This window comes from Caulobacter sp. Root655 (genome assembly GCF_001427665.1).
GTDB lineage: Bacteria > Pseudomonadota > Alphaproteobacteria > Caulobacterales > Caulobacteraceae > Caulobacter.
The window spans coordinates 741,125-757,514 of record NZ_LMHC01000001.1 but is presented as its reverse complement, the minus strand read 5'-3'; the positions used below and the strand labels follow the sequence as shown (position 1 = coordinate 757,514).

At 68.5% G+C, this 16,390-nt stretch carries 17 protein-coding genes; 7 read left to right on the top strand and 10 right to left on the bottom strand.

Annotation, left to right across the window (positions count from 1 at the left end):
* Nucleotides 1–229: 229 nt before the first annotated feature.
* A complete protein-coding gene (fdxA, locus tag ASD79_RS03480; protein ID WP_007665854.1) occupies nucleotides 230–571 on the bottom strand; it encodes a ferredoxin FdxA in 342 nt (113 codons plus the stop codon).
* Between the two features lie 300 nt (nucleotides 572–871).
* Here fdxA and ASD79_RS03475 point away from each other — a divergent pair, with 300 nt between their 5' ends.
* Together ASD79_RS03475 and ASD79_RS03470 are read left to right on the top strand one after the other, a co-directional pair.
* On the top strand, nucleotides 872–2,926 hold the full coding sequence (locus tag ASD79_RS03475) for a bifunctional diguanylate cyclase/phosphodiesterase (RefSeq protein WP_056719881.1): 2,055 nt from the start codon (nucleotides 872–874) through the stop codon (nucleotides 2,924–2,926).
* Between the two features lie 169 nt (nucleotides 2,927–3,095).
* Complete coding sequence (locus ASD79_RS03470; RefSeq protein ID WP_056719628.1) at nucleotides 3,096–3,680, top strand: hypothetical protein; 585 nt, start codon at nucleotides 3,096–3,098, stop codon at nucleotides 3,678–3,680.
* Nucleotides 3,681–3,698: 18 nt separating this feature from the next.
* Here the strand turns inward: ASD79_RS03470 and ASD79_RS03465 are convergent, their stop codons facing one another.
* Both ASD79_RS03465 and ASD79_RS03460 read right to left on the bottom strand, forming a co-directional pair.
* Entirely contained in the window at nucleotides 3,699–3,980 is a 282-nt protein-coding gene (locus tag ASD79_RS03465; protein WP_056719627.1) for a S4 domain-containing protein, read from the bottom strand.
* Complete coding sequence (locus tag ASD79_RS03460) at nucleotides 3,977–6,535, bottom strand: helicase-related protein (protein WP_056719626.1); 2,559 nt, start codon at nucleotides 6,533–6,535, stop codon at nucleotides 3,977–3,979. The genes ASD79_RS03465 and ASD79_RS03460 overlap by 4 nt, the downstream gene beginning before the upstream one ends.
* A 228-nt stretch (nucleotides 6,536–6,763) precedes the next feature.
* On the opposite strand from ASD79_RS03460, the gene ASD79_RS03455 reads away from it, so the two are divergent.
* Complete coding sequence (locus ASD79_RS03455; RefSeq protein WP_156400340.1) at nucleotides 6,764–7,390, top strand: hypothetical protein; 627 nt, start codon at nucleotides 6,764–6,766, stop codon at nucleotides 7,388–7,390.
* Between the two features lie 223 nt (nucleotides 7,391–7,613).
* Here the strand turns inward: ASD79_RS03455 and ASD79_RS03450 are convergent, their stop codons facing one another.
* Nucleotides 7,614–9,032 (bottom strand): hypothetical protein, encoded by a 1,419-nt coding sequence (locus ASD79_RS03450; protein ID WP_056719624.1) that lies wholly within the window; start codon nucleotides 9,030–9,032, stop codon nucleotides 7,614–7,616.
* Nucleotides 9,033–9,062: 30 nt separating this feature from the next.
* Nucleotides 9,063–10,706 (bottom strand): amidohydrolase, encoded by a 1,644-nt coding sequence (locus tag ASD79_RS03445; RefSeq protein WP_056719623.1) that lies wholly within the window; start codon nucleotides 10,704–10,706, stop codon nucleotides 9,063–9,065.
* Nucleotides 10,707–10,783: 77 nt separating this feature from the next.
* Here ASD79_RS03445 and ASD79_RS03440 point away from each other — a divergent pair, with 77 nt between their 5' ends.
* Complete coding sequence (locus tag ASD79_RS03440; RefSeq protein WP_056719622.1) at nucleotides 10,784–11,353, top strand: methylated-DNA--[protein]-cysteine S-methyltransferase; 570 nt, start codon at nucleotides 10,784–10,786, stop codon at nucleotides 11,351–11,353.
* A 135-nt stretch (nucleotides 11,354–11,488) separates the two neighbouring features.
* Here ASD79_RS03440 and ASD79_RS03435 read toward each other — a convergent pair whose 3' ends face one another.
* Complete coding sequence (locus ASD79_RS03435) at nucleotides 11,489–12,409, bottom strand: LysR family transcriptional regulator (protein WP_235524308.1); 921 nt, start codon at nucleotides 12,407–12,409, stop codon at nucleotides 11,489–11,491.
* Nucleotides 12,410–12,479: 70 nt separating this feature from the next.
* Here ASD79_RS03435 and ASD79_RS03430 point away from each other — a divergent pair, with 70 nt between their 5' ends.
* Entirely contained in the window at nucleotides 12,480–12,896 is a 417-nt protein-coding gene (locus tag ASD79_RS03430; RefSeq protein ID WP_056719621.1) for a nuclear transport factor 2 family protein, read from the top strand.
* Nucleotides 12,897–13,038: 142 nt separating this feature from the next.
* Here the strand turns inward: ASD79_RS03430 and ASD79_RS03425 are convergent, their stop codons facing one another.
* Together ASD79_RS03425 and ASD79_RS03420 are read right to left on the bottom strand one after the other, a co-directional pair.
* Entirely contained in the window at nucleotides 13,039–13,401 is a 363-nt protein-coding gene (locus ASD79_RS03425) for a hypothetical protein (RefSeq protein WP_156400339.1), read from the bottom strand.
* Nucleotides 13,402–13,485: 84 nt separating this feature from the next.
* A complete protein-coding gene (locus ASD79_RS03420) occupies nucleotides 13,486–13,935 on the bottom strand; it encodes a DUF3617 family protein (protein ID WP_056719879.1) in 450 nt (149 codons plus the stop codon).
* Nucleotides 13,936–14,154: 219 nt separating this feature from the next.
* On the opposite strand from ASD79_RS03420, the gene rpmB reads away from it, so the two are divergent.
* Together rpmB and ASD79_RS03410 are read left to right on the top strand one after the other, a co-directional pair.
* Nucleotides 14,155–14,460 (top strand): 50S ribosomal protein L28, encoded by a 306-nt coding sequence (rpmB, locus tag ASD79_RS03415; protein ID WP_056719619.1) that lies wholly within the window; start codon nucleotides 14,155–14,157, stop codon nucleotides 14,458–14,460.
* Nucleotides 14,461–14,593: 133 nt separating this feature from the next.
* A complete protein-coding gene (locus ASD79_RS03410) occupies nucleotides 14,594–15,220 on the top strand; it encodes a hypothetical protein (RefSeq protein ID WP_056719618.1) in 627 nt (208 codons plus the stop codon).
* Nucleotides 15,221–15,440: 220 nt separating this feature from the next.
* Here ASD79_RS03410 and ASD79_RS03405 read toward each other — a convergent pair whose 3' ends face one another.
* Together ASD79_RS03405 and ASD79_RS03400 are read right to left on the bottom strand one after the other, a co-directional pair.
* Nucleotides 15,441–15,731, bottom strand: a complete 291-nt coding sequence (locus ASD79_RS03405) for a hypothetical protein (RefSeq protein WP_056719617.1) — start codon at nucleotides 15,729–15,731, stop codon at nucleotides 15,441–15,443.
* Nucleotides 15,732–15,964: 233 nt separating this feature from the next.
* On the bottom strand, nucleotides 15,965–16,264 hold the full coding sequence (locus tag ASD79_RS03400; RefSeq protein ID WP_056719616.1) for a hypothetical protein: 300 nt from the start codon (nucleotides 16,262–16,264) through the stop codon (nucleotides 15,965–15,967).
* Between the last annotated feature and the right edge of the window lie 126 nt (nucleotides 16,265–16,390).

The window sequence follows — 16,390 nt, the reverse complement described above, 5'->3', positions numbered from 1 at the left end:
CCGACCGCGAAAGAGGTGCGGGGCCAAGACCGTTCGGATTTGGAAATAGCTGTTAAGTCACCCTTCGCCTTCGATCGGGCGCGCCGGATTAACGGCTGACATCGTCCACATGACGGGCAGGCGCGAGCAATCGCGACCGTTACGTCGAAAACGACAATATCATAAAATTCAGCTTGATGAAAGGCTTGCGGCCTGTTTAGCCGCCCGAGTCAACGCGATATCGGAGCGATCAGGAGCCTTTTCCCGGCTTTTCGCTGAAATATTTCTCGAATTTGCCGGTCTCGCGCTCGAACTCTTCGCGGTCCGCCGGGGGCACGCCCTTGACCGTGATGTTGGGCCAGATCTTGGCGAATTCGGAGTTGATCCGCAGCCACTTGCCGTCCGGCTCGTCCTCGGTGTCGGGCTTGATGGCGTCGATCGGGCACTCGGGTTCGCAGACGCCGCAGTCGATGCACTCGTCCGGATTGATGGCCAGAAAGTTCTCGCCCTCGTAGAAGCAGTCGACCGGGCACACCTCGACGCAGTCCATGAACTTACATTTGATGCAGGCGTCGGTAACGATGTAGGTCATCGAGGGCTCGGCAGTTTTCGACTTAAGCGCGGAGGCCGCGTTTTCGAAGCCATGGGCCCGCTTGTCAATGCGGCATGGCTGCGCGCGGGGCGAGGAATTCTCACAGCGGGCCTCAGCATATCATTTTGCCTGGCAAGACGCGTGCGATGGATCGTCGGAGACCGCTGTTACGTTACCAATTCTTATCGAAGCTAGGTCACAACCAAGCCGAGGAAAATAAACAAGAAGTCGGGAACCCGACACAGGATGAGAGCGGCCGTGCGCACCCAGGTCTCGACCCCGATCGGACATGCCGACCCAATGCGGCCCCCTCTTCCCCCGCACCTGATGATGGACGCCTTCGAGACGTTCGTGCGCCATGCGCCGTTCGCCGCGGCGCTGGTCGACAGCGCCTTCCGGCTGACCGCCGTCAGCCCCGACTGGGCCGCCCATGGCGTGATCCCCGACATCGAGATCGGCGACGACTTCCGCCGCGCCCTGGTCAACCCCGAGGACATCGACAGGCTGGAGCGCTGCGTGACGTTCGGCGAGGCGTTCTCGCGCTACCGCTCGGTCGGCGTCGCCGGCGCCACGCCGCGCATCTGGCGCACCGAGTTCGCCGCCACCCGCGCCCCCGGGGAAGAGGGGGAACTGGGCCGGACCCTGGCGGTGATCGTCACCGCCCGCGACGTCAGTGGCTTCGCCGAGACCGCCCTGAAGGCCGAGCGCGACCAGCAGCGCCTGAAGATGGCGCTGGAGCTCGACGACCTGATGGTCCGCGAATACGACCTGCGGACCGGCGAGATCTATTGCTCCAACACCTCTCCCGAGCTGGAGAAGTGGTGCATGTTCAAGGACGATCCGCTGGAGATCGTCCACCCCGACGATCGCGAGAGGATGGCCGAGCTGGTCCGCAACCGTAAGGACGGCGAGGCCCAGGTGTTCGAGTTCCGGCTCAATCGCGACGACGGGGTCGAGACCTGGGTGCGCTCCGTGGGCAAGAAGTTCCTCGGGGCCGACGGCAAGCCAGAACGCCTGGTCAACCTGTTCAAGGACATCACCGACCGTCGCCGCCAGACCGAGGCGGTCGAGAACCTGGCCTTCAAGGACCCGCTGACCGGCCTGCCGAACCGGGCCTATTTCAATCGCAAGTTCCAGGAGGCGGTCGACGCCTCGGAGATCATGGGCGAGCTGTTCGGCCTGATCATGATCGACGTCGACCACTTCAAGGACATCAACGACACCCTGGGCCACGACGCCGGCGACGCCCTGCTCAAGCGGCTGGCCGAGATGCTGCACACCGCCTTCCGCTCGGGCGACACCGTGGCGCGGCTGGGCGGCGACGAGTTCGCGGTGATCCTGCGCGGCCTGCATTCCGAGGCCGACATGATGCGGCCGGTCAACGCCCTGCAGGACCTGCTGCGCCGGCCGATCGAGCACGGCGGCCGCAGCTTCTCGGTCAGCGCCAGCATCGGGGCGGCCCTGCACGGCGATCTCGACGCCGACCCCAGCCACATGATCAAGAACGCCGACATCGCGCTCTACCGGGCCAAGGACGAGGGCCGCAACCGCAGCGTGGTGTTCGACCCCTCGATGCGCTCGGCCCTGGAGCAGCGGATCGAGCTGTTGCGCGACGTGCGCGCGGCGATCACCGCCAAGGAGTTCGTGCTCTACTACCAGCCGGTGGTCGACATCGCCTCCAACAGCGTCAGCGGCTTCGAGGCCCTGATGCGCTGGGACCACCCCGAACAGGGCATCCTGACCCCCGACCGCTTCATGGCCGCCTTCGAGGACCAGGACCTGTCGCTGAAGCTGGGCGACCTGGCCTTCGAGAGCGCGCTCAAGCAGATGCGCGACTGGATGGACGCCGGGGTCGAATTCGGCCGGGTGGCGGTCAACATCTCGGCCGCCCAGTTTCGCAGCGGCCATCTGGCCGAGGAGGTACAGGCGCGCCTGGCCCGCTGGAACGTGCCGTGCGACCGCCTGACCATCGAGGTCACCGAGAACGTCTATATGGGCTGGGGCTCGGAGATGGTCAGCGACACCGTCCGCCAGTTGCACAAGGCCGGGGTGATGATCGCCCTGGACGATTTTGGCACCGGCTACGCGTCCCTGGCCAACCTGCGCCAGTTCCCGATCGACCGGCTGAAGATCGACAAGTCCTTCGTCCAGAACATCGAGGACGCCGCCATCGTCAAGGCGGTGATCACCCTGGGCTCCAGCATGGGCATGAAGGTGGTCGCCGAAGGCGTCGAGGACCAGGCCCAGCTGGACGCCCTGGCCGGCTACGGCTGCGACCAGATCCAGGGGTATCACTTCTCGCGGCCGATGCCAGCGGGGATGGTGCCGGGATATTTGCGGGGGTTTGGGGTCTAAGCCCCTTCCCTCCCCCCTGCGGGGAGGGACAAGATTCAATTGAATATGCTCCTCGCCCAACACCAAGGCCTCGAAACCGAAAGCGTCACCATTCCAGGTCCTTTACGCCGCGGCGACCTTCACCCTAGATTGCAGACGCCCGTCGGGGCCGCCTCAGTTCGGGGACATCATGACCAAATATATTCCGGCCATCGTCACGGGCCTTGTCGTCGCCCTGCTGCTCGCCTTCGGCCTGAACAGCCTGGCCGCGGCCGCCGGACAGCCGCCCAGCCTGTCGACCTGGCTGCCGCCGATGATCTTCGGGACCATCGTCGCCTATGTGATGGCCAACCTGGTCGGGACAAAGCTCGCCAAGGCCGCGACGGCCTCCGACAAGGCCGCCGCCCTGACCCTGCGCCCCGAGCCGGGCCAGGCCCTGCTGATCGTCCTGCGCGAGGGCTTCGTCGGCAAGGCGGCCGGCCTGAACGTCGCCGTCGACGATCGCGTCTTCGCCCAGCTGAAAAGTCCGCGCTTCACCGCCCTGTCGATCCCGCCCGGCCCTCACAAGGCCTCGGCCAGCTTCGGCGGCCTGGCCGCCGCCCAGAGCAAGGCCGCGAGCGAGGACTTCACGACCGCCCCCGGCGAGGTCGTCGCGTTCCGTATCCTGCTGTCCATGGGCATGACCCAGAACACCGTGAAGATGGAGCGTGTCGCCGCGCCCGAGACCCTGGTCCCGAAGCTGAAGTCGATGCCGATGATCGCCCCGATCGCCTGACGGGCGGCCGGGCGCGCCCTACCCCTCCACCACCTCGTACAATTCCCGCGCTTCCGACGCCGGCCCGCGCCGCGCCCCAAATCTCATGACCCGGACGTTGATCAGCCGCCCGCCGATCGCGAACATCAGCACGTCGCCGGTCCTCAGCCCGCGCGACGGCTTGTCGACCCGGCTCTCGGCCCCGGCCCGCGTCAGGCGGATGCGGCCTTCGTCGACGAAGCGGCCGGCCAGCGAGCGGGTCTTGAAGAACCGGGCGCGCCACAGCCAGACGTCGGCGCGGCAATGGCCTTCGTCGGTCACGAGACGGCCTTCACGGCGTCGGCCTTGCCGCGCTTGGGCCGCTTGCGCCTCGGCGGCGGCTCGGTGAGCTGGGCCAGGGCGGCGAACGGCGAGTCCGGGCGGGCCATGATCCGGGGCTCCGGCTTGGCCGCCCCGCGCCGCTTCCAGACGATCGGGTCGCCCTCCTTGGGACGGATGGCCGGGGTGTAGTCCAGGGCCCGCAGCACCGCCGCCGCCTCGGCCGCGGTCCAGCCCAGGGCGTCGCGCGCCGCGTCGGTCAGCACCACCCCGCCGGGCTTCTGGCCCTCGCGCAGCAGGGTGTCGAGCCGCTCCAGCATCTCGACCGGCGCCACGTATCTGCCGACCAACCGCAGGCCGTTGGCGGCCAGGGCCCGGGCGTCGGGCGCGGGGTCGGGGGCCAGGGCCAGCCGCTCGGACTGGCCGCGCCAGCCGCCGGGGGTCAGGGCGCGGACGCAGGCCGTCGCCTCATCGCGCAAGACCGACGGCAGGAACAGGCTGAAGGCCCCGATCCGCACGCCCAGGGCCTTCAGGGTCCGCCGCTCGGCCTGGCTCATGGCCTTCAGGTCGGTGTCGAGGCTGCGCTTGTCGAGCACGCCGCCGGCCTCCAGCAGCCGGTGGGCCAGGCCGCGCGGCAGGCCCTTCAGCGCGCCGCCGGACAGGGCCCGTTCCAGCCTGCGCAGGCCGGGCAGCTTGCGGTCGACCTCGCCCGCGAGAAAGGCGTCCAGCCGCCGCTCGGCCCGCTCACGCGCCGAGGCGTCGCCCAGCTCGCCCAGCAGCCGGGCGCGGGGATGCATCGGGTCGCCGCCCCCTCCTCCAGAAAAGGGCCGCACCGCCCCGGCCGCCTCGCCGTTCCACAGCACCGCGCCGTCGGGGGTCAGGGTGAAGGCGGTGTCGGGCTCGCTGGCCAGCTTGCCCAGCCGCCGGGCGATTTCGGGGGTCACGGCCCGCTGGGCGGTGTTGCGCAGAGCCTTTTCCTCGAGCGCGCTGGCGCCCTTTTCCGGGACGAAGGTCACGCCGGTCAGCCGGCCGACCACGTGGCCCTCGACGGTCACCGCCCCGTCGGCCCCGACCCCGGCCAGCATGGTCTCGCGGTCGCCCAGCGAACGCATCAGCACGCTGGTGCGCCGGTCGATGAACCGGGCCATCAGCTTCTCGTGCAGGGTGTCCGACAGCCGGTCCTCCAGCTGCCGCGTCGCGCCCTGCCAGAGGGCGGGGCTGGCCAGCCAGTCGCCGCGGTTGGCGATGTAGCTCAGCGTCCGGACGCCCGACAGTCGGGCCGCCAGGCTGTCGATCTCGCCGTCGGTGCGGTCCAGGGCCTTGAACTGGCCGGCGATCCAGTCCTCCGGCAGGCGCTGACGACCGGTGGTCAGGTCGTCGAACAGGGTGCGGACCATGCGCTGGTGGTCGTCGTCGGTGGTCTTGCGGAAGTCCGGCGTCTGGCAGACGTCCCACAGCCGGATCAGGGCCGAGCGGTCGGCCTTGCAGCGGGCGACCACGTCCTCCTGCTGGGCCAGCTTGCGCAGGGTGCGTTCGTCCAGGGCCTCGGCCGACAGCTTCAGGCCGGCGCGGTTCGGCGGCTCGGCCAGGGAGCGCAGCAGGCTGGTCAGGTTGCCGAAGTCGAGCCGGGCGTTGCGCCACTCCGCGCCCATCACCGGTTCGAACTGGTGATTGACCACGCTCTCGACCAGGTCCTCGTCCATCTCCTCGCAGTCGCCGGTCACCCCGAAGGTGCCGTCGCGGGTGTGGCGCCCGGCCCGACCGGCGATCTGGGCCACCTCCTGCGGATAGAGCCAGCGGGTGCGCTTGCCGTCGAACTTGCGCAGGCCGGCGAAGGCCACATGGTCGACGTCCATGTTCAGGCCCATGCCGATGGCGTCGGTGGCCACCAGGAAGTCGACCTCGCCGCTCTGGTAGAGCGCGACCTGGGCGTTGCGGGTACGGGGGCTCAGCGAGCCCATCACCACCGCCGCCCCGCCCCGCTGGCGGCGGATCAGTTCGGCGATGGCGTAGACGGCGTCCGTCGAGAAGGCGACCACGGCGGTGCGGCGCGGCAGGCGGGTCAGCTTCTTCGACCCCGAATAGGTGAGATTGGAGAACCGCTCGCGGGTGACGATCTCGGCGTCGGGCAACAGCCGGCGGATCAGCGGGGCCATGGTCCCGGCCCCCAGCAGCATGGTCTCGAACCGGCCCCGGGCGTGCAGCAGCCGGTGGGTGAAGATGTGGCCGCGCTCGGGGTCGGCGCACAGCTGGATCTCGTCGACGGCCAAGAACTCGACCTCGCGGGTCAGGGGCATGGCCTCGACGGTGCAGACGAAATAGGCGGCGCGCGGCGGGACGATCTTCTCCTCGCCGGTGATCAGGGCCACCGACGCCTTGCCGCGCAGCTTGACGATGCGATCGTAGATCTCGCGGGCCAGCAGGCGCAGCGGCAGGCCGATCATCCCCGAGGCGTGACCCAGCATCCGCTCGACGGCCAGATGGGTCTTGCCGGTGTTGGTGGGGCCGAGAACCGCCGTGAGCTTGGAGGGGGCCAGTCCGGTGGAACGGTCGCTCATGAATCTAAGGTGGGATGGGAATCGGGGCGTGGCAAGCGGCGGGCGTGCTCCTAGTTCCTCCCCCCGTGGGGGAGGCGGCCGAAGGCCGGTGGGGGGAGCCCGTGAAATGAACCGGACGCAGGATCGCCCTATCTGAACTCCCCCCTCCGTCGGCTTCGCCGACACCTCCCCCACGGGGGGAGGACTTTTGAGGAACCCGGGCGTACCGTGGTCCTGGCGGAGGACGCGATGGACGACAGGCCATCCACGGCCGTCCTGGGGTTTCGGCCCCACACCTATTGGACCGCGGTCGTCGCGCTCGCGGGACCGTCCGATGCGCCACGGGTCGTCGCGCGGCGGCGGGTCGTCTTCGCCGCCGGCCGGGAACGCTTCGTCTATCACCAGGCCGCGCTGGAGCCGGCCAAGGCTCACGCCCTGATCGACGCGGTTCGCGCGGCGACGCAAGCCAATGCGGCGCGTGAGATCGGCGACCTCATCGCCGACCTGGGGTGCGACGGCGTCGAGGTCCGCCTCGCCGTCGCCCCGACCGGGGCTACGAAGCTTCCGCAAGGCCTGGAGGAGATCCTGCGGGTCCATGCCCGCATCCACGCCGCCGAGGGCGAGTTCTATCGCGAGGTCGTCGCCTCGGCGTGCGGCGGGCTGGGACTGGAGGTCCGCCGGGTGGTCGAGCGCCACCTGCCGGGCCTGCTGGGCAAGACGCTGCGGATCGACGGCGCGACGCTGGAGGCGCGGCTGAAGGCCATGGGCGCGGCGCTCGGCCCGCCGTGGAACGAGGACTACAGGCTCGCCACCCAGGCCGCCTGGCTCCACCTCGACGCGGCCGCCGAAGCCCAGGGCCGAACGCCCTGTTCCTAAGGGGCGTCAAAGCCCTCGATAACGGTTGTCATCCCGGAAGCCTCGCAGAGGCTGTCCGGGACCCAGGGCCGGCGCGACGCGGCGGTCGGGGGCGTGGGTCATGGCAGGGTCCGGGTCCAGGAAGGTCGATCAAGGATGCTCGAACATCTCGTGCCGTCCACCACCGTCAGCACCAGAGGCCAGCATCGCGCACGTCAGCGTGCGATGCTGGCTTCCAGATCCTCTAGAACCGGAACTTCAAACTGCTGGTCAAGAGCGTCGACTCGACGGGTCGTATGAGAACGGCCCGATCGTTGAAGGCGCCGAACACCTGGGTGTCACGACGACGCAAAAGCCGGAAAGCCAGCGACGTGTTGTCGTCGAAATCATAGGCAAGGCCGATCCCGACGACACCCACACCCGTGCTCCGCCGCACCCGTGTTACCTGCTGCCCGATCGAGAGCTCGCCCGATGTCTTGCTGTTGACCCCGAGATCGACGGTTTGCGCGCCATAGGCCGAGACGAACGACCAGGTCAGAGGCAGGTCGCCGATCGCACCCTCCGCATCGAAGGTCAGGCCGACGGCGAAGCCCGGGCCACTGGCGTCCCGACGCACGTGCCCGTCCATCGGGGTGGTGAACACCATGCAGCAAGTGGCAGCCACAATGCCCTTGATCTGTTCTTCTTCCTTCAGCGAACGCCACTGAGCCTCCACGCGCAGGCCCGGCGTCAGCAGGACATCGCCGATCGGGGCGCGCCAGGCGAAGGCGCGCGCCAGCCCAGCATGGGCTGAGACCTTGTTCGAACGCTGACGAAGATCGTCGCTGACAATCCCGGTCAGCCAGGTAGGATTCAGCGTGTACCAGACCTGTCGCGCAGGGGTTATGAGGCTGGAGGGTGGAAGATAGACGCAGACGCCGGCCCCATCGTCCGCGGGACAGGCTCGTGGCGCGCCGGTCAGCTCGATCGCGCTCGTTGGCGTGCTGAACGCGCTCTTGAAAGTGGTCGTCTCCTGACCCACACCGCCGGTCCAGCGCCATCCCGGCGCGCCGACGCCGTCCGGTGCGAAGCGCGTGGAAAACTCAAAGCCCCGGCTTGAGCCACTGAAGTGCGTCAAGGGCGCGGGGCCAGACGCCTTGATGGAACCACCCTGTGCGAAACCCACACCGGTAGGCGGCGTGGCGTAGGCGCCGGGCAGGAACCCCCCGCGGATCGTCGTCCCGATCCGGCTGATATTCGGCCCATCGAACTTGCCGACGCTCACCGCCAGCGTGTTCTCAAACCGCGGAGCGGCGCGGGGCGAAGCAAGGACGGCCGAGACGGGGGCCGCCGCCACGATCGGCCCGCCTTGAGCCAGGACTGCTTGGCCGGGAGGGGCCATACAAGCTTGGGCCGCCGTCAGATTTTGCAGCCGCAGCCGCTCGGCCTTGCCACGCAGGGCCTTGTAGGCCGCCCATTCGGCGTCACCGGCCGTGGCGACCGCCCCACGCCGCGCGGCCTCGGCGACCGCTTCATTGGCGGCCTTCAAAGCCGCGAAAGCCTCGTCCTCGATTTTGTCGACCGCCGCCGCCCGAACCGCCGGATCGCAAGGCGCCGAAGCGGAAATCGACGCTTCGCCGCTCGACTGGCCGACGATCGTCGCGGCAACAAGAATTCCGAGCATGTGTCCCCACTGAAATCCTAGGTTAAGCTATTATCGCCCTTTTGCCTCGAACACCACCTTGCCGTCCACCACCGTCAGCACGGTTTCGGCCTTCAGGATCTGCGCCGGCTCGACCGTCATCAGGTCCTTGCTGAACACCGTCACGTCGGCCTTCTTGCCCACCTCCAGCGTGCCGCGATCCTGCTCGGCGAAGGCGGCGTAGGCCGGGGCCCAGGTCAGCATCCGCAAGGCCTGGTCGCGGCTGACGGCCTCTTCCAGATGCCAGTCGGCGTTGGCGAAGCCGTCCAGGCCATGGCGATAGACGGCGGCGTAGAACTCGATGCGGGGGTCGCCGACCTCGACCGGGGCGTCCGAACCGGCGGCCACCACCGCGCCGCTGTCCAGCATGTCCTTCCAGCGATAGCCCTCGTGCAGGCGGTCCTTGCCCAGGCGGGCGGGGACGAAATAGAGGTCGCCGATGGCGTGGCTGGGCTGCATCGAGGCGACGACGCCCATCTTCGCGAAACGCGGCAGGTCCTGGTCGGCGACGATCTGCGCGTGCTCTATGCGCCAGCGAGCCTTGGTGTCGCCGCCCAGCGCTTCGCCGAACCAGTCCAGCACCATGCGGTTGCCGCGATCGCCGATGGCGTGCATGGCCACCTGGGCCTTCACCGCCCTGGCCGCCTTCATCAGCTCCAGCCCCCTGTCGTGCGGGGTCAGTTGCAGGCCCAGGCCCTCGGCGTCGCTGTAAGGCTCCAGCAGCGCCGCGCCGCGCGAGCCCAGGGCGCCGTCCATGTAGAGCTTGATCCCCCGCACCCGGATCAGGCCGGTGGGGTCGGCCTGTGGCCCCTTGGCCAGCACCTCGGCCGCGCCGCTGGGGTCCATGTAGTTGTCGACCCGCAGGCTGAACTTCTTCTCCGCCGCCAGGGACCGCAGGATCGCCAGGTCCGGCGCCTCGACGCTCATATTGCCCAGACCGGTCCAGCCGCGCGAGGCGTAGAGGGCGCCGGCCTTCTCCAGGGCCTGGCGCTTGATCGCCTCGGACGGCGGCGGGATGACTCCGGCCACCAGCGACTGGGCGTGGTCGACCAGCATGCCGGTGGGCTGGCCGTCGTCGCCCTTGAGAATCTGGCCGCCGGCCGGGGCGGCGGTGTCCTGGGTGACGCCGGCCTTGGCCAGGGCGGCGCTGCTGGCCACCACGGCGTGACCGTCGGCGCGCTCCAGCACCACGACGCGGCCGGGCGCGGCGCGGTCGAGATCGGCGCGGTTCGGGAAGCGCTTCTCGGGCCAGTGGGTCTCGATCCAGCCGCGACCGTAGATCGGGCCATCGGGATGGGCGACGGCATAGGCCTTCACCGCCGCGACCATGTCTTCCACCGAGGCGGCCTTGTCGAGGTTGAGGGTCAGTTCGCGCAGGCCGATCCCGGTCAGGTGGGCGTGGGCGTCGACGAAGCCGGGAAAGGCGGCCGCGCCCTTCAGGTCGATGTCGCGGGCGTCCTTGGCGGCCTTGGCCCGGGCCGCCGCCAAGTCGCCGACGAACAGGACGCGGTCGTCGCGGATCAGCACCGCCTGGGCGGCGGGCGCGGCGGCGACGCCGGTGTGGATCGGACCGCCGTGGATCAGGATGTCGCCGGCGGTCGCCTGGGCCAGGCTGGTGGCGGCGAACAGGGCGGCAAGGGCGAGGGTGCGGCGCAAGGCGATCTCCCGACAGCAAGAAACGGAAATCGTAGGGCGCCGCTCGAACTCCGCAACAGCGATGCTATGTTTAAGGGATGGAACAAGGGTTCGCGCTCTTCGAAACGCCAATCGGGCTGTGCGGCCTGGCCTGGGGCCCGCAAGGCCTGGTCGGCGCTCAACTTCCAGAGGCCGCGCCCGGCGCCGCCTGGGCACGGCTGCGCCGCCGCTATCCGGACGCCGCCGAAGCAGCGCCGCCGCCGTCCGTCCAACGGGCCATCGAACGGATCAACGACCTGCTGGCCGGCGGCCGCGACGACCTGACGGACATCGCCCTCGACTTCAGCATCGTCGCCCCCTTCAACCGCCGGGTCTACGAGATCGCCCGCGCCATCCCGCCGGGCGAGACCTCGACCTACGGCCAGATCGCCAAGGCCATGGGCGAGCCCGGCGCGGCCCGGGCCATCGGCAAGGCGCTGGGCGAGAACCCCTGGCCGATCATCGTGCCCTGCCACCGGGTGCTTGGGGCCGACGGCAAGCCCGGCGGCTTCTCGGCGCCCGGCGGGGTGGAGACCAAGGCGCGGATGCTGACCATCGAGCGGGCGAAGACCAGCGCGATCCCGACCCTGTTCGACATGGATTTCTCGGTGGCGCCGGCGCGCCGATGACTCTCCCTCCCCCTTGTGGGGAGGGTGGCCCCTTGTGGGTCGGGTGGGGTTTGATGAGTCGATGGGGCGGCGAAGCCCCACCCACCAGCTTCGCTGGTCCCCCCTCCCCATAAAGGGGAGGGAAAGGCGAGAAGTTCAAAGCCCCCGCCCCACCTTCAGCACCAACTCCCGCAGCCACGCCGCGCCCGGGTCGAACTGGGCCAGGACCGGGTGGAACAGGTACTGCCGGTCCTCGCCTGGATCGATCGGCGGCTCCACGGTCACCAGGTCCAGCGGCCCCGCCAGGGCGACGATCAGCCGGCGGGGCACGAAGGCCACCAGGTCGGTGCGGGCGGTCATCCGCAGGGCCTGGAGGTAGCTGGGCACCGCCAAGGCGATGCGGCGCTCGATCCCGGCCTGGCGCAGGAACGGCTCGATGGCGTCGTCGCGCTCGCCCGCCCCGACCACCGCCACGTGGCGCGCGGCGTTGAACACCGCCAGGTCCGACAGCCGCCCGGCGTCCGGATGGCCGCGCCGCACGGCCAGGGCGTCGCGGTCGGTGTAGAGCGACTGGCGGTGGAAGCCAGGATAGGCCTCGCCGGTCCAGGCGACGACCAGGTCGACCGTGCGGGCGAAGTCGGGGGTCATCACCGCCGGACCGCGCCAGGGGATGACGTCCAGCCGCACGCCGGGCGCCGCGACGGCGACCTGTTGCAGCACCGTCGGCATCATCAGGTCGACCACGAGGTCGGGCATCATCAGCCGGAAGCCGCGCGTGCTGGTCGCCGGGTCGAAGCCCTCGGCCACGAACAGGCCGCGCACCTGGTCCAGCGCCTGGGCCAGGGGCGCGCGCAGGGCCAGGGCCCTGGGCGTCAGCTCCATGCGCGGCCCGATCCGCACCAGCAGCGGATCGCCGGTCGCCTCGCGCAACCGGCGCAGGGCGTGGCTGACCGCCGGCTGCGACAGGTTCAGCCTCAGCGCGGCGCGCCCGACGCTGGCCTCGGCCAGCAGGGCGTCCAGGGCGACCAGCAGGTTGAGGTCCAGGCCGGCGAGGTTCATTTTACGAATATAGACCATCATCAGCATCGATTGGATGAATGATCATCGTCGGCGGAAGATGAGGCTCCACCCCACGGAGACAGCCGCCATGATCGCGCACGACAACAAGCTTCTGATGCAACGGATCTTCGACGGCCTGGCGCGCGGCGACGCCCGCCCGTTCCTCGACGCCCTGGACGAGACCACCGTCTGGACCCTGACGGGGACGAACGCCTGGTCGGGCGCCTATGTCGGCAAGACGGCCATCCGCCGCGACCTGCTGACCCCGCTGTTCGCCCAGTTCGCCGACCAGTACCTCAACGTCGCCGACGCGATCATCGCCGAGGGCGACACGGTAGTGGTCGAATGCCGGGGCAAGGTCACCACCAAGGCCGGCCGGCGCTACGACAACCACTACTGCTGGGTGTGCCGGGTGGCGGGCGACAAGATCGTCTCGCTGACCGAATACATGGACACCGAACTGGTGGCCAAGGCCCTGGCGGCGCCGGAACGGGTAACGGGTTAACGCAACTTCACCGTTCGTCGAACACGAGCGAAACGAATCATGACCGAATCAGCGACTTCGCCAGATTCGGGATTTGTTCCCTACTAGCGATGGTAGCTTAATTCGCATTAACCACAAATGGCTGTCGCCCTCTTGAGCTCCACTATCGAGCCGACGGACAGAACGTCAGGTAGTCCACACGGAACTTGATGTGGGCATTCCAAGCCTCGATATCGGAGATGCCAATGCCGGGCTGATCCAGCTTGACGCCTGGCTCCTCGGGTTCGAGGTGAGCGGTGTCGAGGTAGACGTAGAATTTCCTGAAGCCGTTGTAGGCCCCATAGCTGTTCTTCGCGTTCACCCGACCGCAGACGTAGTCGCCGAATTTGCGAACGTCCTCGTACTGCGCTGATCGTGGGTCCTTCAAGAGTTCGCCGACAGCCTTCTTGGCGCCGGAGGTTTCCACCACATCGCAGCCCGCGACGGCCAGCACCAAGCCGACGATCCCAAAAGTTCCAAGGCGCATCCACCCCTCCCACCCGTAAAGGGCGAGCTTAGTCGGTCAGCGCCGCACGTCCAAGGATGACAGCGGTGATGGATGGTCCGCCGCCTACCCCGCCGTGCAGGTGGCGCTGATCCGCTTGGCTTCCAGCGTGGCGACCATCGGGATGCCGTTGACGGTCTTGCCGTTGACGTTCAGCCGGAAGCTCTCGGGCGTGTAGGAGCCCTTGGCGGTCACCGGGGCCACCCGGCCCTTCTTGTCGGTCCAGGTGCCCTTCAGGGCGATCTTGCCGTCCTGCACCACCCGGGTGTCGTAGTCGCAGGTGTAGCGCTTGAGGCAGATGCCCCGGTTGAAGTTGTCGACGTCGACCTGCTTGATGCAGTGCTGGTCGCTGCCGATGGGGATCGGCCCGAAGCGGGTGTTGTATTCCCATTGGCCGGTCAGGATGGTTTCGGCCTGGGTCGGCTTGGCGGTCGCCACGGAACTGGCGGCTCCGGCCACGGCGAGGCTCGCGGCGGTCAGGGCGCCAGCGGTCAGAACACGGGCGAGCAAACGCATGCGGTCGGTCTCCTTCAAGGCCGTCTCTATATAGGGGGCAGATGAACCCGGCTTGAAGGCGATGTTTAGGCGACGCCCAGGCTCCCGGATCCGTCGGGGCGGCTTGACTCGGCAAGCCCCCTTCGCCTATATCGCCCGCTCTCGCGCGGCGGTCCGTCCCTCGCGTGCCCGAATTTATGTTTGCGGAGCCGTCGGCTTCGCCCAGCCAAGGTATCCGCCATGTCGCGCCGTTGCGAACTCACCGGGATCGGTCCGATGGTCGGCCACAATGTGAGCCACTCGAACATCAAGACCAAGCGCCGGTTCCTGCCGGCCCTGTCGCCCGCCACCCTGCAGTCCGACTCGCTGGGTCAGACCTTCAAGCTGCGGATCAGCAACGCCGCCCTGCGCACCCTGGACTTCCGCGGTGGCCTGGACGTGTTCCTGCTGGGCGCCAAGGACGAGCAGCTGTCGCCGCGCGCCCTGAAGATCAAGGCTCAGGTCAAGGCCAAGGCCAAGGCCGCCGCGACCGCCGTCGCCGCCTAGGACTTTTCGGCCTCACGGCTGAACGAAAAAAGCCCGCGAGGTTCGCCTCGCGGGTTTTTTCACGTCTGGACGCGAGCCGAGGCCCGTGACTCGCCCTCTTGTCGAGCTTCCCGGTCGGCGCCTAATCTAGAGCATGCTCACGCTCGCCCTCGCCCTGATGGCCCTCCAGGCCGCGCCCGCCTACGACGCCCATGTCACCCCGCAGGGGGCCGACGAGGCGGAGAGCCTGGTGATCCTGTGCGATCCCCGGGCCTTCCGCTTCTCCGTGCGTGTCGGAGCCGATCCGGCGTCCCTGGACCGGACCTATCCGGAGCGGACCGTGGTCAAGGCCGATACGCTGATGCAAGCCCTGCCCGGCTGGACCAACCAGATGGACGTGCAAGGCCCGCTGGTGCGCTACGTCCGCTGCGGCCCCTATACGATGAAGCTGCAGGGCGACGCCTACAACACCCATGTGCAAGGCGAGGCGGGGGCCTATAGCGCGTTCGTCGCCGTCACGGTTCTGAGAGGGCCGCGCATCATCTATCCGGCCGAGGGCGGGGCGACGCGTTTCACCGCCTGCAGCCGCACCCTGCGTCGCGCCAACCCCTGCCCGACAGGATATGCCGTGCGCCTGGACGGCCGCTATGACGACAAGCGCAAGGCGCTGGACCTGGTGGAGACCGTGACGTCCTACGAGGACGATGAAGGCGGCGAGGGACGCCAGACCAGCACGCGCCGCCTGACGGTCCCCGAGGACCTGGAGCTCTGGAAGGACTAGCACCTATCAGAGTTCGCATTTTGTCTGCCCGCTGGCCTCCGAGCCAACCTTCTCCTCAAGTGGGAGGGCGCGAGAATCAACAGCGGCCGCTCGCGCCCCAATCCTGAACACATCAGATGTGCCGCCACCCACGAAAAAGCCCTCCCCGTTTCCGGAGAGGGCTTCCTGCATTCGACGATCAGGCCGGAGAGGGCCGGTACGCCGCCCCCTCTAACAGGCCTTAGCGCGAATAGACGACCGGGGTGGCGGCGTTGTAGGCGACCAGTTCCGGGTTGTTCAGCTTGCTGACCGCGTCGTTGACCGAGGCGCGGACGCACGACGGGTACAGGTAGGTGGCCAGCGACTCGCCGCGCACGTTCTGCCAGCAGACGCTCGAGGCGGCCTTGACGATTTCGGCGCGCAGTTCGGCCGGGGCCTTGCCAGCGGTCTTGATGCGGATTTCGGCGGCGCCGGCCGGAGCGGCGGCGAACAGGGCGATGGCCGAGGCGGCCAGGACGATCGAGCGGATCATGGGACGGATTCCAGGATAGCGGGTGATTTCCAACCCGATCCCGACGCGTTCCCCCCTAGGCGACTGGTCCGGGATCTCGCCCGCTCTGCCGCCGTCCTTCGACGTGTAGCTTGCCGCCCGTTACTTATCAACGATTATATTGCAGCGCACGCAAGATGTTCGTTGACAGGCAACAGCGCGGAAGAGCCCGGCCCCGCGACACAAGCCGCGCGGGGCCGAACCCGGAAGCGATACTACAGGCTGGCCTTCAGCAGGCCGCTGGGCCGAAAGGCGGCCTTGTCGTAAGCGGCGAGGTTGGCGCTGCCGACCCTACGGACCGCGTCGCGGGTGAGGTCGCGGATGCAATAGGACATCGCGTCCTTGTCATAGCCGGCCAGTTCCTCGTGGCAGACCGACGTGGCGGCGGCCACGATGTCGGCGTGGATGGCGGCGACAGTGCGGCCGCGGACCGGGACGTGCTGCTCGGCGGCGAAGGCCGACGAGGCGGTGGTAAGAACCATGGCCGTGGCGGCCAGGACAAACATCGATTTCATGATTTCAAATCCGAAGGGGGTTGGGGTTCAACCACCTCCCGACGCGTTCCTCTGACGGCCGTTGGGATCTCGCCCGCTCAATCGTCGAATGTACCGGTAACATGACAACGCTGTCATTTCAACTAG

Excerpts from the sequence above, each read along its gene's own strand:
- fdxA (WP_007665854.1), bottom strand. The coding sequence starts at position 571 with ATGACCTACATCGTTACCGACGCCTGCATCAAATGTAAGTTCATGGAC.
- ASD79_RS03475 (WP_056719881.1), top strand. The coding sequence starts at position 872 with ATGCGGCCCCCTCTTCCCCCGCACCTGATGATGGACGCCTTCGAGACG.
- ASD79_RS03470 (WP_056719628.1), top strand. The coding sequence starts at position 3,096 with ATGACCAAATATATTCCGGCCATCGTCACGGGCCTTGTCGTCGCCCTG.
- ASD79_RS03460 (WP_056719626.1), bottom strand. The coding sequence starts at position 6,535 with ATGAGCGACCGTTCCACCGGACTGGCCCCCTCCAAGCTCACGGCGGTT.
- ASD79_RS03455 (WP_156400340.1), top strand. The coding sequence starts at position 6,764 with ATGGACGACAGGCCATCCACGGCCGTCCTGGGGTTTCGGCCCCACACC.
- ASD79_RS03450 (WP_056719624.1), bottom strand. The coding sequence starts at position 9,032 with ATGCTCGGAATTCTTGTTGCCGCGACGATCGTCGGCCAGTCGAGCGGC.
- ASD79_RS03440 (WP_056719622.1), top strand. The coding sequence starts at position 10,784 with ATGGAACAAGGGTTCGCGCTCTTCGAAACGCCAATCGGGCTGTGCGGC.
- ASD79_RS03435 (WP_235524308.1), bottom strand. The coding sequence starts at position 12,409 with ATGGTCTATATTCGTAAAATGAACCTCGCCGGCCTGGACCTCAACCTG.
- ASD79_RS03430 (WP_056719621.1), top strand. The coding sequence starts at position 12,480 with ATGATCGCGCACGACAACAAGCTTCTGATGCAACGGATCTTCGACGGC.
- ASD79_RS03425 (WP_156400339.1), bottom strand. The coding sequence starts at position 13,401 with ATGCGCCTTGGAACTTTTGGGATCGTCGGCTTGGTGCTGGCCGTCGCG.
- ASD79_RS03420 (WP_056719879.1), bottom strand. The coding sequence starts at position 13,935 with ATGCGTTTGCTCGCCCGTGTTCTGACCGCTGGCGCCCTGACCGCCGCG.
- rpmB (WP_056719619.1), top strand. The coding sequence starts at position 14,155 with ATGTCGCGCCGTTGCGAACTCACCGGGATCGGTCCGATGGTCGGCCAC.
- ASD79_RS03410 (WP_056719618.1), top strand. The coding sequence starts at position 14,594 with ATGCTCACGCTCGCCCTCGCCCTGATGGCCCTCCAGGCCGCGCCCGCC.
- ASD79_RS03405 (WP_056719617.1), bottom strand. The coding sequence starts at position 15,731 with ATGATCCGCTCGATCGTCCTGGCCGCCTCGGCCATCGCCCTGTTCGCC.
- ASD79_RS03400 (WP_056719616.1), bottom strand. The coding sequence starts at position 16,264 with ATGAAATCGATGTTTGTCCTGGCCGCCACGGCCATGGTTCTTACCACC.